The sequence below is a fragment of the Nocardioides sp. Leaf285 genome (assembly GCF_001422955.1).
Lineage (GTDB): Bacteria > Actinomycetota > Actinomycetes > Propionibacteriales > Nocardioidaceae > Nocardioides > Nocardioides kribbensis.
Map to the genome: position 1 here is coordinate 508,437 of NZ_LMNH01000003.1, position 12,780 is coordinate 521,216.

A 12,780-nucleotide genomic window follows, 5' to 3' on the forward strand; every position below is an offset into this window, starting at 1 on the left:
AGGGAGTACGACGGTGCCACGGCTGCCCGAGGTCGTCGACGTCGATCGTGCGGGCCTCCTGCTCGGCGACAGCGACGACGTCCTCCTCGACGTGCTCCTCGACGGTCGTCGGGTGTGGTCCCTGTGGACCGAGCGGGTCGCGGGTCGCACGCCGTCCCCCTCGGGGCCGCCCGGTGCGGTCGCGGTGCCCTGGCCGCGCGAGCTGGCCCAGGCCCTCGACGGGCCCGTGCGGATGACGGTCTCCTGCGGCGAGACCGTGCTGCTGGACCGCGAGGTCGTGATGGGGCCCGGCCCCGACCGTGTGCGCCTGGTCGACCGGGAGGGCCGCGACCTCGTCGTCGACAACCACGGCCGGCTCGCGGTCGCCTTCGGCGACCAGGGGGAGGAGGCGACCGCGCTCCTCCTCGACGCCACGGCCCGGCTCCTCGCCGACCTCGAGGAGGCCGGCGTGGAGCCCTTCGTGGCCTACGGCACCCTGCTCGGCGCCGTGCGCGAGGGCAGCTTCGTCGGGCACGACAACGACGTCGACCTGGCCTACCTCAGCTCCCACGAGCACCCGGTGGACGTGATCCTCGAGTCCTACCGGGTCCAGCGTCACCTCATCCGCGCCGGCCACGACACCACCCGCTACAGCGGGGCCGCCTTCCGCGTCGACCTGACCGTCTCCGACGGCACCCGCCGCACCATCGACGTCTTCGCCGGCGCCCTCGTCGAGGGTCACCTCATGCTCATGGGCGAGCTGTGGGTGCCCTACGACCGCTCCGCGCTGCTGCCGCGGAGCTCGGTGGTCCTGGAGGGGCGTTCGCTGCCGGCCCCGGCCGACCCGGAGGCCCTCCTGGCGGCGACCTACGGCCCCTCCTGGCGACGGCCCGACCCCGCCTTCGCCTACGCGCCCCCGGCGGCCACGACCCGCCGTCTCGACGGCTGGTTCCGCGGCACCCGCGCGGCGCGCAACCACTGGGACCGGCGCTACTCCGACGCGGTCCACCACGGCCCGGTCCGCAAGCCGCACGACCTGGCCCGCCTGCTGCACCGGCGCGAGGCGGCGGACTGCGAGGTCGTCGACGTGGGCTGCGGGCGCGGTCAGGACGCCGTGTGGCTGGCCCGGCGTGGTCACCCGGTGCTGGGGTTGGACTTCTCACCCAACGGGTTCGCCCGGCTCCACGCCCGCTCGCAGGAGGAGGGGTGGGGCGCCGACTTCGCCTCGATGAACCTGCTCGAGCTGCGTCAGGTCATGCTCTGGGGCGCGCGCCTGGCCCGTCGCGAGGGCCCCCGGGCCCTCCTCGCGCGTCATGTCGCCGACGCCACCAGCGACCGTGGCCGACGCCACCTGTGGCGCCTGGCCGAGATGGCGCTGTCCGGCGGCGGGCGCCTCTACCTCGAGTTCGTGCTGCCGCCGGCCGACCCGCCCCTGCCGCAGCACCTGCTGCTGCACGGCCTCGAGCCCGACCAGGTGCGCTCGGAGGTCCTCGCACGCGGCGCACGCGTCGTGGAGGAGGGGGCCGTGGACGTCACGCACACCGGTCAGCCGCCGGCCGGCGGCATCGAGGACGAGACCCCGCTGCGGGGCTACCGCATGGTGATGGAGTGGAGAGCATGAACGCACCCGACGAACGCCCCGACCCCGGGCCGGCCGGCCCGGTCGACCGGCTGCGCCGGCTGGCCCCCGGCCTGCGCTCGCGCCCGGCCGTCGCCAGCGAGGGCCCCGACGGGCTCGAGGCCCTGCGGGCACGCGTGGCGGACCTCGAGGAGGAGGTGGGCGAGCTGCGCCGGCTCAACCTCCGCCTGGCCGAGCTGACCGACGTCGTCCAGGAGCTCCTGCTGCCCCTGGCCTCCAGCGACCCGGCCCGGGCGCAGGAGGTGCTCGACCGGTACTCCGCCGAGCTCGGCAGATGAGCCGTCGGGCCTTCCTGCACATCGGCCTGCCCAAGACGGGCACCAGCTACCTGCAGGCCGGGTGGTGGTCGCACCGCGCCGCGCTGCTGGAAGCGGGTCTGCTGCTCCCCGGGCGGGCCAAGCGCGACCACCTGCTGAGCTCGCTGGTCGTGCGCGAGGACCCTGGCGTACGCCGGCGCGGGCCCGGCGCGGCCGAGGCCTGGGACGTCGTCCTCGCCGACACGGCCGCCCACAGCGGCGACGTGCTGGTCTCGCACGAGTTCTTCTGCGCCGCCAGCGCCGCCCAGGCGCGCCGCGCGGTGGAGGCCCTGCCGGCCGACGAGGTCCACGTGGTCGTCACCGCCCGCGAGCCGCTCTCGCTCTTCGCGTCGAGCTGGCAGGAGCACCTGAAGAACCGCGGCACGACGGCCCTGGCCGACTACGGACGAGGCGAGTCCGAGGACCCTCGCGACGTGTGGGACTGGCGTGCCCTCGACCTCGGGCTGGTGCTGGAGCGCTGGGGCGGTGCGGTGCCCGCGGAGCGGGTGCACGTGCTCCCCGTGCCGGGACGCGACCAGCCGCGGGAGGACCTGTGGCACCGCTTCGCCGCGCTGCTGGATCTCGACCCCGCGGTGGTCGACACCAGCGGACGCTTCGCCAACACCGGCATGGGGGTCGTCGAGGCCGAGACCCTGCGACGGGTCAACGCCGCGCTGAGCGGTCCCTGGGGTGCCCAGGACCGGGGGAGGTGGCTGCGCAGCCACCTCGCCGACCAGCTGCTCGCGCCCCGCGCGGGCGAGCCCTTCTGGCCCGGCGAGGACCAGGTCGCCGACTGCCGCGCCCGCGGGCTGCGGGCGGTGGCGGCGGTGCGCGCGGGCGGCTACGACGTCCGTGGCGACCTCGACTCGCTGCTCGTGCCCGACGTCGTGCCGCCGCGTCGCCACCCCGACTCCGTGACCGACGCCGAGGTCGCCGAGGTCGCCGTCGCGCTGGTCGCCGATCTCGTCGGCGAGCTGCGCGACCGCGCGGCGCCGGACCCCGACGCGAGCACCGCGCCTGCTCGCGCCGCCGCCCCACCCGGCCCGGCTCCCGGCCGAGCCGGTCGCGCCGGCCGTGCGCTGCGCCGGCTGCTGCCCAGGCGCGCGGACGGGTGAGACCCGGCCGGTGCTGTGGCGTTCCCCACAAGTGACCCTAGGCTACTGACGGGTTACTTTGGGTCCGACGACCGACGCCGCCGCGTCGCCGCGCCGAGACGAAGGAGCACGTGCCGATGGCCCGCCTGTGCCAGACCGAGGGACTCACCGAGGACCAGTCCGAGATCCTGAAGGCCGTCCGCTCCTTCGTGGAGTCCGAGATCCTCCCCGTCGCCACCGAGCTCGAGCACGCCGACGAGTACCCCACCGACATCGTCGAGGGGCTCAAGGAGCTCGGCGTCTTCGGCCTGATGATCCCCGAGGAGTACGGCGGTCTGGGCGAGTCCCTGCTGACCTACGCCCTGGTCGTCGAGGAGATCGCCCGCGGCTGGATGAGCGTCTCCGGGGTCATCAACACCCACTTCATCGTGGCCTACCTGCTCATGCACCACGGCACCGAGGAGCAGAAGCAGAAGTACCTGCCGCGGATGGCGACCGGCGAGGTGCGCGGGTCGTTCTCCATGTCGGAGCCGGGCCTGGGCTCCGACGTCGCGGCCATCAAGACCAAGGCCGTCAGGACCGACGAGGGCTACGAGATCACCGGCCAGAAGATGTGGCTGACCAACGGCGGCTCCTCGACCCTGGTGGCGCTGCTCGTCAAGACCGACGAGGGAGCCGACTCGGTCTACCGGAACATGACCACCTTCCTCGTCGAGAAGGAGGCCGGCTTCGGGGAGACCGCCCAGGGCGTCACGGTGCCGGGCAAGATCGAGAAGATGGGCTACAAGGGCGTCGACACCACCGAGCTGGTGCTCGAGGGTCACCGCATCTCCGCCGACCAGATCCTGGGCGGCGCTCCCGGCCAGGGCTTCTACCAGATGATGGACGGCGTCGAGGTCGGTCGCGTCAACGTCGCGGCCCGCGCCACCGGCGTCGCCAACCGCGCCTTCGAGCTCGCCATCGCCTACGCCCAGCAGCGCGAGACCTTCGGCAAGCCCATCGTCGAGCACCAGGCCATCCTGTTCCGCCTGGCCGAGATGGCGACCAAGGTCGAGGCCGCCCACGCGATGATGGTCCGCTCGGCGCGGTCCAAGGACGGCGGGCAGCGCAACGACGTCGAGGCCGGCATGGCCAAGTACCTCGCGGCGGAGTACTGCAACGAGGTGGTGGAGGCGTCCTTCCGCATCCACGGGGGCTACGGGTACTCCAAGGAGTACGAGATCGAGCGGCTCTACCGCGAGGCGGCGTTCCTGCTGATCGGCGAGGGCACCGCCGACATCCAGAAGATGATCATCGGCCGGGCCGTGCTGAAGGATTATCGGCTGCGCTGAGCGGTGACCTAGGGTCTCGCGACATGGCGCAGCGGGTGGTCCTCCACGTCGGACTGATGAAGTCCGGCACGAGCTTCGTGCAGGACCTGCTCTTCGCCGCCAAGGCGGAGCTGGGTGCGCACGGCGTGCTCGTGCCGGGCGCGGGCTGGGGCCGCCAGGTCGCCGCGGTCAAGGACGCGCTGTCCGCGAGCCCCGGGCGCCCGTGGCGCCGGATGGTCGACGAGATCGACGGGCACGACGGCACCGCGGTGGTGTCCATGGAGTTCCTCGGCCCCGCGGGGCCCGACCAGGTCGACCGCGTGGTGGGAGCCTTCGGCGGCGGCGCCGTGGTGGACGTGGTGGTGACGGCCCGCGACCTCAACCGCTCGGTCGCGTCGCTGTGGCAGGAGACGATCCAGAACGGCCGCAGCTGGGGCTGGGACGAGTACGTCGCCGACGTGGCCGCCAAGCGGCCCGGGCGCGGCGCCGGGGTCGCCGACCGGGTCACCGCGGGAGGCACGTTCTGGCGTCAGCAGCACCTGCCGCGCGTCGTCGACTCCTGGTCGCGCGCGGTCGGGCACGACCACGTGCAGGTCGTCACCGTGCCGGGGCCCGGCGCACCCCGCGACACCCTGGCGCACCGCTTCGGCGAGGTGCTGGGCGTGGCGGTGCCCGTCCACGAGGGCACCGGTGGGGCCAACGCCTCCCTCGGGCTGACGTCGACCCTGGTCCTCCAGCGGGTCAACCAGCTCCTCGACGCCCAGGGCCTGACCTTCCCGACCGGGGCCAGGCTGCGCAAGCAGGTGCTCGCCAAGACGGTGCTGGCCGCGCGCCGGGCCGAGGAGCCGCGCCTGGGTCTGCCGGTGGCTCCGTGGGTGGTCGAGCAGGCGGCCGACACCGTGGCGGTGCTCCGGGACGCCGGCACGAGGCTGGTCGGCTCCTGGGAGGACCTGACCCCCGTCGAGGTCCCCGGGGTCCACCCCTCCAGCATCGACGCCGTCGAGGTGGGCGAGGCCGCCCTGGTCGCGCTCGCGGGTCTCGTGGCCTCGCAGGTGGTGGACTGACCGCGACGCCGGCGCCGGGTGTCAGCAGGTCTCGACGACGCCCTGCACCTGGTAGGTCGTGCGCACGGGCCGGTGGTCGGACAGCGTGACGGCCGGCACCGAGCTCGCCAGGGGCGTGATGCCCGACCCGCCGTGCAGCAGGTAGTCGATGCGGCCGCGCAGGTTGACCGAGGGGTGGGTGAAGCCGGGCCCGGCGCCCGAGGAGGGCCAGCTGTCGACCATGGTGGCCGCCAGCGTGCGCATCGGCGCCGAGGTCGGGTGCGCGTTCATGTCGCCGCCCAGCACCTTGGGCAGCGGGTCGGCGGCCATGACCTGGTTGATCGCACGGGCCTGGGCCATCCGCGAGGGCTCGGAGCGGTTCTGCAGGTGGGTGCTGTAGAGGCTCACCGGCACGCCGTCGACGTCGATCGTGGCGTGCAGCAGGCCGCGCTGCTGCATGCCCTTGCCCGGCAGGAACGGGAGCAGGCGGTTGGCCGACTCCTCGATGGGGAAGCGCGAGAGGATCGCGGTGCCGTACTGACTGCCCCCGCTGCGCAGCACGTTGGCCCCGAAGGCGTTCTGCATGCCCAGCTGTGCGCCGAGGATCCCGGGCTGGTCGGTGCGCCGCGAGAAGGCACGGTTGCGGTCGACCTCCTGGAGCAGCACGACGTCGGCGGCGGTCGCGGCGATCGCGCGGGCGTAGTCGTCGAGCTGCAGCCCTCGCCCGCTCGCGAAGCCGGACTTGATGTTGTAGGACAGCACCGTCAGCTCGCGCTCGACGGTCTCGGGCTGGCAGGTCGTGCGCTCCTCCACCTGGCGCGCGAGGCGTCGCACCGGCAGGGCCGTCTGCCGGCCGGGCACCGCGGTGTCCGGCTCCAGGGCGGCGCGCAGCTGCTGGGCCCGCTGCCCGGGGGCGGGCTCGATGGCGGCGGGGGCCTCCAGCACCTCCTGGGTCGGGCGCGTGGTGGCCGCCACGGGAGCGGTGGGCGTGGTGCCGGCCTCCGCCGCGCGCAGGTCGGCGCTGCCGTCGTCACCGGGGGGCAGCCCGCCGGTGAGGGCCAGGACGAGCGCCACGCTGGCCAGCACGGCCGCCACCGGCAGCAGCGTCAGCAGGGGACGCGGGCCCGGCGCGAGGTGGCGGGGGTCGTCGGTCGGCGGGAGGGACGGCACGGGGGAAGTGTAGGCGGCCCACCGCCGGGGCGTGACGAAACCCACGGCGGGCACCCGGCCGCCCGGGTGCGGTGTGCGCCACCATGGCGTGCGACACCGCGAGCGGGTGCACGACGACGCCCGACGCCCGAGCCAGAGGAGAGCCCATGCAGTTCGGCCGCAGCTACGAGGAGTTCGAGGTCGGAGCGACCTACAAGCACTGGCCCGGCAAGACCGTGACCGAGTACGACGACCACCTGTTCTGCCTGCTCACGATGAACCACCACCCGCTGCACCTCGACGCCAACTACGCCGGGGAGACCACGCAGTTCGGCAAGAACGTCGTCGTGGGCAACTACGTCTACTCCCTGCTGCTGGGGATGAGCGTGGCCGACGTCTCCGGCAAGGCCATCGCCAACCTCGAGGTCGAGTCGCTGCGCCACGTGGCGCCGACCTTCCACGGCGACACCCTGTACGGCGAGACCACGGTGCTGGGCAAGACCGAGTCGACGAGCAAGGACGACCGTGGCGTCGTCCACGTCGAGACCATCGGCTACAACCAGGACGGCAAGGTCGTGTGCGTCTTCCGGCGCAAGGTGATGGTGCCGAAGGAGAACTACCTCACGCAGCGCGGTGGCGAGCAGCCCGGGCGCCCCGTGCCGCAGCCGGACAAGAACTGGGCCGGACCACAGGCCTGACCCACGGCGTTCCGCTGCCGACGACCGGCGGGGTGGGGCACCATCCCCACCATGGCCCGCACCGCACCGCAGCTGAGGCGTCGCACCGCCGCCGCGCCCACCGACCGGGTGGCCGGGACCGCCCCGGCCACCCGGCGGGGCACCCGTCCGCCCCGGCCGGGCGAGCGCCTGCGCTACCGGTTCGACAACTCGATGGCCCGCGGCACGCCGGCGCTGGTCGGCTGGCTGGCCGCGGGCACCGCCGTGCTGGTCGTGGCCTTCGCCGCGGCCGTCAGCCTCCTGGGCCTGCGCGGCTCCGACGACCCGGTCGCCGACCGCAGCTTCGCCGACGAGGTCTTCTCCGCCCTGCTGCACGCCCTCGACCCCGGCACGGTGGCGGGGGAGGAGCAGGCGCCGTGGCGGCTGGTGGCCGCCATGCTCCTGCTGACCGTGGCCGGGCTCTTCGTGGTCTCGGCCCTCATCGGCGTCATCGCCGCCGGGATCGACGCGCGGCTGGCCGACCTGCGCCGTGGGCGCTCGATCGTGCTCGAGCGCGACCACACGGTGGTGCTGGGCTGGTCGGACTCGGTGTTCACGATCCTGCGCGAGCTGGCCCTGGCCAACGAGAGCCGGCGACGACCCGTGGTGGTCGTGCTCGCCGACCGCGACAAGGTCGAGATGGAGGACGAGATCCGCGCCAAGGTGCCCGACCTGCGCGGCACGCGGGTGGTGTGCCGGTCGGGGTCGCCGATGGACGTCGACGAGCTCGCGGTCAGCAGCCACGCCACGGCGCGCTCGGTCATCCTGCTGGCGCCCGACTCCGACGACCCCGACAGCGAGGTCGTCAAGACCCTGCTGGCGCTCACCCACGAGGGCTCCGAGGGGCCCCGGATCGTGGCCGAGATCCGCGACCCGGCCAACCTGGAGGTCGCCCGGCTCGTCGGCGCCCGGCGCACCTCGCTGCTCGACATCCGCGAGACGGTGGCCAAGCTGGTCGTGCAGACCTCGCGCCAGTCCGGCGCCGCCGCGGTCTACACCGAACTCTTCGACTACGACGGCGACGAGATCTACTTCCTCACCGACCACGGGCTGGCGGGCGCGACGTACGAGGAGGCGCAGCTGTTCTACGAGCGGGCCACCGTGATCGGCCTGCTGGACGGCGGCGTCACGCGCCTCAACCCGCCGCCCTCGGCCGTGGTCGGCACGGCCACGCTCATCGTGGTGGCCGAGGACGACGGCGTGCTCGCCGGCGCCGAGGTCGCCCGGACCCGTCCCGACCCCGCGGTGCTCGGCGTCGAGGACGGCACCGACGCCCACCCCACCCGCGCCCTGCTCCTGGGGTGGAACGAGCGCGCCCCGATCATGCTGCGCGAGCTCGACCACTACGCCGAGCCGGGCTCGACGCTGACCGTGGTGACCACCCACGGAGACCCGGTGCTGCCCGCCGACCTCGAGCACCTCGCGGTGAGCGTCGTGCGCGCCGGCACCACCGACCGCGCCGTGCTGGAGCAGCACGTCGTGGAGGGCCTCGACCAGGTGCTGGTGCTGTGCTACTCCGACCACCTGGACGCGCAGGCCGCCGACGCCCGCACGCTGGTCACGCTGCTGCACGTGCGCGACATCCTCTCGCGCCGGGAGCACCCGACCGCGGTGGTCAGCGAGATGATGGACGACCGCAACCGCCTGCTCGCCCAGGTCGCCGACATCGACGACGTCGTGGTGAGCGGCGAGATCGTGAGCCTCATCGTCACCCAGCTCTCCGAGGACGGTCGGCTCGAGGACGTCTTCGCCGAGCTGCTCGGCTCCGAGGGCAGCGAGGTCTACCTGCGCCCGGCCCACTGGTACGTCGCACCCGGCGCGCCGGTCGCGTGGGCGAGCGTGGTGGCCGGTGCGTCGCGCCGCGGCGAGACCGCCCTGGGCTGGACGTCGACGGCGCTGGCCGTGCGGGGCGAGGACTTCGGGGTCCGGCTCAACCCGGCCAAGTCCGACCTGCTCACGGTGCTCCCCGGCGACCGCGTGGTGGTGCTGGCCGAGTCGTGACCGCGCCGGGGCCGCGTCGGGGCTGGCTGACAGGATGGCGCCATGGGCGACGTCTGGCTGGTGCGGCACGGGGAGACCGAGTGGAGCCGGGAGGGTCGGCACACCTCGACCACCGACCTGCCGCTGCTGCCCGAGGGCGAGGAGGTCGCGGCCGGCCTCGCCGGGCGGCTGCGGCGCGACTTCGCCCTGGTGCTGAGCAGTCCGCGGCTGCGCGCGCGGCGCACGGCGGAGCTGGCCGGCTGGGCCTCGGCCGAGGTCGACGACGACCTGCGCGAGTGGGAGTACGGCGACTACGAGGGCGTGACCACCCCCGCGATCCGCGAGGACGTGCCGGGCTGGACGGTGTGGACCCACGGCTGCCCCGGCGGCGAGGACGCCGCCGACGTGTCGCGGCGCCTGGACCGGGTCGTGGCGCGGGCGCGGGGCGTCGACGGCGACGTGCTGCTCTTCGCCCACGGCCACTCCCTGCGCGCCCTGGCGGCGCGGTGGCTCGACCTCCCGGTGGCCGACGGCCGGCTGCTGCGCCTCGACACCGCCACGGTCTCGGTGCTCGGCCACGAGCGGGAGACCCCCGTCGTCCTGCGGTGGAACGCCTGAGCGGCCCTTGGCGGCCCTTGACGGCCCTTGACGGCGGGGCCCGAGGGCGGTCACCGTGGCTGCGTGCCGCTCTCCGCAGCCTGCCCCCGCTGCCCGGCCCCCGTCGCTCCGCTGCCCGCGGAGCAGGGCCCAGGGCTCTGGTCCTGCCCCGAGCACGGCGCCGCCGCCCCGCTGTGGCGCCCCTCGGAGGTCGGCTACGCCGACTTCACCGACCACCTCGAGATGGCCGGCGACCTGCCCAGCCTCCTGCCCTGGCCGCTGGGGCCCGACTGGTCGGTGACCGGCTTCGGGGTGGTCGCGGCCCGACCGGGGGCCGCGCGGGCGGTGCTCACCGCCTGCACCGGCACCACGGAGGCCGACGGCCCGGTCGACGTCGTGGTCGTCACCGAGGAGGCCGGCACCGGCCTCGGGGCGCGCGTGGCGGGCGCACCCCACACCGACCCGGGCTACGAGATCGGGGGAGCCGCGCCGGTGGTGCGGCTGCGCGTCGAGGGCCAGCAGGTGCCGCTGTGGGCGGTCTCGACCAGCGCGGCCGACGGCGAGTGGGACCGCTCGGTGCTCGCGGGCGAGGCCCACGGGAGGTGGCTGTGGGTGGTCGTGCGGCCCGCGCCGGCGGTGCTCCTCCTGCACGGCGAGTGGCACCTGCGCGACGTCTCCGCGCTCGGCCCCGGCCTGGTCGAGCTGCCCTTCGGGGGGCCGGCCCCGGCCTGGTGAGCCGCGGCGGGGCAGCAGGGGGCGGGTCAGGCGTCCTCGGGCACCACGGCCCCGCCGACCGTCAGCGCCGCGACGGCCGTGGTGAGGGGCACGGCCAGCACCAGCCCGACCGCGGAGGCCAGGGTGCGCACGATCTCCACCCCGATGGACTCGTCGGCCAGCAGCTCCAGGAAGGGTCGGTCGTAGAGGCTGAGCAGCATGAGCACGGCCAGGCCGGTGCCGGCGTAGGCGAAGACGATCGTGTAGATCGTCGAGGCGATGTGGTCGCGCCCGATGCGCATGGCGCTGCCGAAGAGCTGGCGCCGCGAGAGCTCCGGCGCCGCGGCGCGCAGCTCCCACACCGCCGAGGACTGGGTGATCGTGACGTCGTTGAGGACCCCGAGCCCGGCGATGATCACCGCGCAGGCCAGCACGCCCTGGCTGTCGAGGGCGGGGGCGTAGGTCGCGAGCACCTCCCCGGTCTCGTCGCTGATGCCCGAGAGTCGCGCCGCGCCGACCGCCCAGACGCCGAGGAGGGCGGTGGCCGCGATGCCGGCCAGGGTGCCGAGCAGGGCCGCGCTGGTGCGCAGCGAGGGGCCGTGGGCGAGGTAGAGGACGACGTACATGATCGCGGCGGAGCCGACGGCGGCCACGGCCCAGCCCGACCCGCCCGCGAGCAGCGCCGGCAGCAGGAAGCGGGCGATGACCAGCGCGGCCAGGCCCAGGCCGACCAGCGCGAGGAGTCCGCGCAGGCGGGCGACGAGGCCGACCAGGACCACGAAGGCGCCCGCGAGCAGCCCCAGCGGCAGGGTGCGCTCGACCCCGGCGAAGCCGTAGCCCACCTGGCCGTCGGGCGTGCTGGAGGCCGGCAGCCGGATGAGACGGACCGTGTCGCCGGCCACCAGGCCCGAGCGGCCGACGTAGGGCGGGACGCCGAGGGTGACGTCCTCGCCCCCGACGTCGGCGGTGAGGGTGTCGCAGTCCTCCGGCGGCGGCTCGCGCGAGCCCTGCTCGCCGTCGACCAGCACCGGGCAGGAGGGACCGACGTCGACGACGGGGGCGGTGAGGGTGGTCGTGCCGCTGCGCAGGAAGTCGACCTCCTCGGGCGCGTCGGAGGACGCGGGCCACAGCACGACCAGCCCGACGAGGGTGACCACGGCGCCCACGGCGAGCAGGCCCAGCAGCACCGCCCGCGCGCGCAGGCCCACGTCGAGCGCCGGGGGAGGTCCGCCGTGGGAGTGGCCGTGGCCCGACTCCACGGCCGCGGCGGTGGCGGCGGGGAAGCGGGGCGGCGTGCGGTCGGCTCGGTGACTCCCCATGGGCGTCATCATGCCCGGACGCGACGGCCCTGTCGGTGGGGTGGTCCTAGGGTGGGGGCGTGCGCATCGACCTCCACACCCACTCGCGGGCCAGTGACGGCACCCAGTCGCCCGACGAGCTGGTGCGGGCCGCGGCGGCCGCCGGCCTCGACGTGGTGGCGCTCACCGACCACGACACCGCCGAGGGCTGGGCCGAGGCCGAGCGCGCCGCCGCCGACGTCGGCATCGGGCTGGTGCGCGGCATGGAGATCAGCACCCGCCACGAGGGCCAGTCGGTGCACCTGCTGGCCTACCTGCCGGACCCGACGTACCCGCCCCTGGCCGAGGGGCTCACCCGCATCCTCGAGGGGCGGGTGTCGCGCGTGCCCGACGTCGTGGCCCGCCTCAACGCCCTCGGCATCGAGATCACCGAGGCCGACGTCGCCGCCGTCTCCGGCGACAGCGCGGCCAGCGGCCGGCCCCACGTGGCCGACGCCCTCGTGCAGCGCGGCGTCGTCGGCGACCGCACCGAGGCCTTCACCCGCTTCCTCAACCCCGGCCGTCCCGCCTACGTCGACCGCTACGCCGCGCCGCTGACCGACATGATCGACGCGGTGGCCGGCGCCGGCGGGGTCAGCGTGATCGCCCACCCGTGGGGCCGGCGCAGCGACGAGCGCCCCGACGCGGCCACCCTGGCGGCGCTGGCCGAGCGCGGCCTGGCCGGCATCGAGGTCGACCACCAGGACCACGCGCCGGCGGCCCGGGAGCGGCTGCGCGCGATCGCGACCGACCTCGGCCTGGTCGCCACCGGGTCCAGCGACCACCACGGCACGGGCAAGGTCGACCACGACCTGGGCTGCCACACCACGCCCCCCGAGCAGCTGCACCGCCTGCTCGAGCTGGCGGCCGCGGCCGCGGCCCGCTCGGGCCGCGCGACCCCGCAGCCGCTCCTCCTGCCCTGACCG

12 protein-coding genes are annotated in these 12,780 nt (G+C 75.0%); 10 read left to right on the forward strand and 2 right to left on the reverse strand.

Annotated elements, in window-relative coordinates:
• Nucleotides 1-13: 13 nt before the first annotated feature.
• The 5 genes from ASF47_RS21685 (at nucleotide 14) to ASF47_RS10775 (ending at nucleotide 5,382) form a co-directional block, all read left to right on the forward strand.
• Entirely contained in the window at nucleotides 14-1,600 is a 1,587-nt protein-coding gene (locus ASF47_RS21685; RefSeq protein WP_056863984.1) for a class I SAM-dependent methyltransferase, read from the forward strand.
• On the forward strand, nucleotides 1,597-1,896 hold the full coding sequence (locus tag ASF47_RS10760; RefSeq protein ID WP_056863985.1) for a DUF6752 domain-containing protein: 300 nt from the start codon (nucleotides 1,597-1,599) through the stop codon (nucleotides 1,894-1,896). Before ASF47_RS21685 ends, ASF47_RS10760 begins: the two co-directional genes overlap by 4 nt.
• Nucleotides 1,893-3,029 (forward strand): hypothetical protein, encoded by a 1,137-nt coding sequence (locus ASF47_RS10765; RefSeq protein WP_056863986.1) that lies wholly within the window; start codon nucleotides 1,893-1,895, stop codon nucleotides 3,027-3,029. The genes ASF47_RS10760 and ASF47_RS10765 overlap by 4 nt, the downstream gene beginning before the upstream one ends.
• Nucleotides 3,030-3,145: 116 nt before the next feature.
• Entirely contained in the window at nucleotides 3,146-4,339 is a 1,194-nt protein-coding gene (locus ASF47_RS10770; RefSeq protein WP_056863987.1) for an acyl-CoA dehydrogenase family protein, read from the forward strand.
• Nucleotides 4,340-4,362: 23 nt separating this feature from the next.
• Entirely contained in the window at nucleotides 4,363-5,382 is a 1,020-nt protein-coding gene (locus tag ASF47_RS10775; RefSeq protein ID WP_056863988.1) for a hypothetical protein, read from the forward strand.
• A gap of 21 nt (nucleotides 5,383-5,403) precedes the next feature.
• Here the strand turns inward: ASF47_RS10775 and ASF47_RS10780 are convergent, their stop codons facing one another.
• Entirely contained in the window at nucleotides 5,404-6,531 is a 1,128-nt protein-coding gene (locus ASF47_RS10780; RefSeq protein ID WP_056863989.1) for an endonuclease/exonuclease/phosphatase family protein, read from the reverse strand.
• An 83-nt stretch (nucleotides 6,532-6,614) separates the two neighbouring features.
• Here ASF47_RS10780 and ASF47_RS10785 point away from each other — a divergent pair, with 83 nt between their 5' ends.
• From ASF47_RS10785 to ASF47_RS10800, 4 genes are all read left to right on the forward strand, one after another.
• Nucleotides 6,615-7,208 (forward strand): MaoC family dehydratase, encoded by a 594-nt coding sequence (locus ASF47_RS10785; RefSeq protein ID WP_327138659.1) that lies wholly within the window; start codon nucleotides 6,615-6,617, stop codon nucleotides 7,206-7,208.
• Between the two features lie 51 nt (nucleotides 7,209-7,259).
• A complete protein-coding gene (locus ASF47_RS10790) occupies nucleotides 7,260-9,227 on the forward strand; it encodes a CASTOR/POLLUX-related putative ion channel (protein ID WP_056863991.1) in 1,968 nt (655 codons plus the stop codon).
• A gap of 42 nt (nucleotides 9,228-9,269) precedes the next feature.
• Entirely contained in the window at nucleotides 9,270-9,824 is a 555-nt protein-coding gene (locus ASF47_RS10795) for a histidine phosphatase family protein (RefSeq protein WP_056863992.1), read from the forward strand.
• Between the two features lie 63 nt (nucleotides 9,825-9,887).
• Nucleotides 9,888-10,538 (forward strand): DUF6758 family protein, encoded by a 651-nt coding sequence (locus ASF47_RS10800; RefSeq protein ID WP_056863993.1) that lies wholly within the window; start codon nucleotides 9,888-9,890, stop codon nucleotides 10,536-10,538.
• Between the two features lie 26 nt (nucleotides 10,539-10,564).
• On the opposite strand, the gene ASF47_RS10805 is transcribed toward ASF47_RS10800, so the two are convergent.
• Nucleotides 10,565-11,836, reverse strand: a complete 1,272-nt coding sequence (locus tag ASF47_RS10805) for a YibE/F family protein (RefSeq protein WP_082500206.1) — start codon at nucleotides 11,834-11,836, stop codon at nucleotides 10,565-10,567.
• Between the two features lie 59 nt (nucleotides 11,837-11,895).
• Here ASF47_RS10805 and ASF47_RS10810 point away from each other — a divergent pair, with 59 nt between their 5' ends.
• A complete protein-coding gene (locus ASF47_RS10810) occupies nucleotides 11,896-12,777 on the forward strand; it encodes a PHP domain-containing protein (RefSeq protein WP_056863994.1) in 882 nt (293 codons plus the stop codon).
• The last annotated feature ends 3 nt before the right edge of the window (nucleotides 12,778-12,780 follow it).

Excerpts from the sequence above, each read along its gene's own strand:
- ASF47_RS10760 (WP_056863985.1), top strand. The coding sequence starts at position 1,597 with ATGAACGCACCCGACGAACGCCCCGACCCCGGGCCGGCCGGCCCGGTC.
- ASF47_RS10785 (WP_327138659.1), top strand. The coding sequence starts at position 6,615 with ATGGCGTGCGACACCGCGAGCGGGTGCACGACGACGCCCGACGCCCGA.
- ASF47_RS10790 (WP_056863991.1), top strand. The coding sequence starts at position 7,260 with ATGGCCCGCACCGCACCGCAGCTGAGGCGTCGCACCGCCGCCGCGCCC.
- ASF47_RS10805 (WP_082500206.1), bottom strand. The coding sequence starts at position 11,836 with ATGGGGAGTCACCGAGCCGACCGCACGCCGCCCCGCTTCCCCGCCGCC.
- ASF47_RS10765 (WP_056863986.1), top strand. The coding sequence starts at position 1,893 with ATGAGCCGTCGGGCCTTCCTGCACATCGGCCTGCCCAAGACGGGCACC.
- ASF47_RS10795 (WP_056863992.1), top strand. The coding sequence starts at position 9,270 with ATGGGCGACGTCTGGCTGGTGCGGCACGGGGAGACCGAGTGGAGCCGG.
- ASF47_RS10770 (WP_056863987.1), top strand. The coding sequence starts at position 3,146 with ATGGCCCGCCTGTGCCAGACCGAGGGACTCACCGAGGACCAGTCCGAG.
- ASF47_RS10775 (WP_056863988.1), top strand. The coding sequence starts at position 4,363 with ATGGCGCAGCGGGTGGTCCTCCACGTCGGACTGATGAAGTCCGGCACG.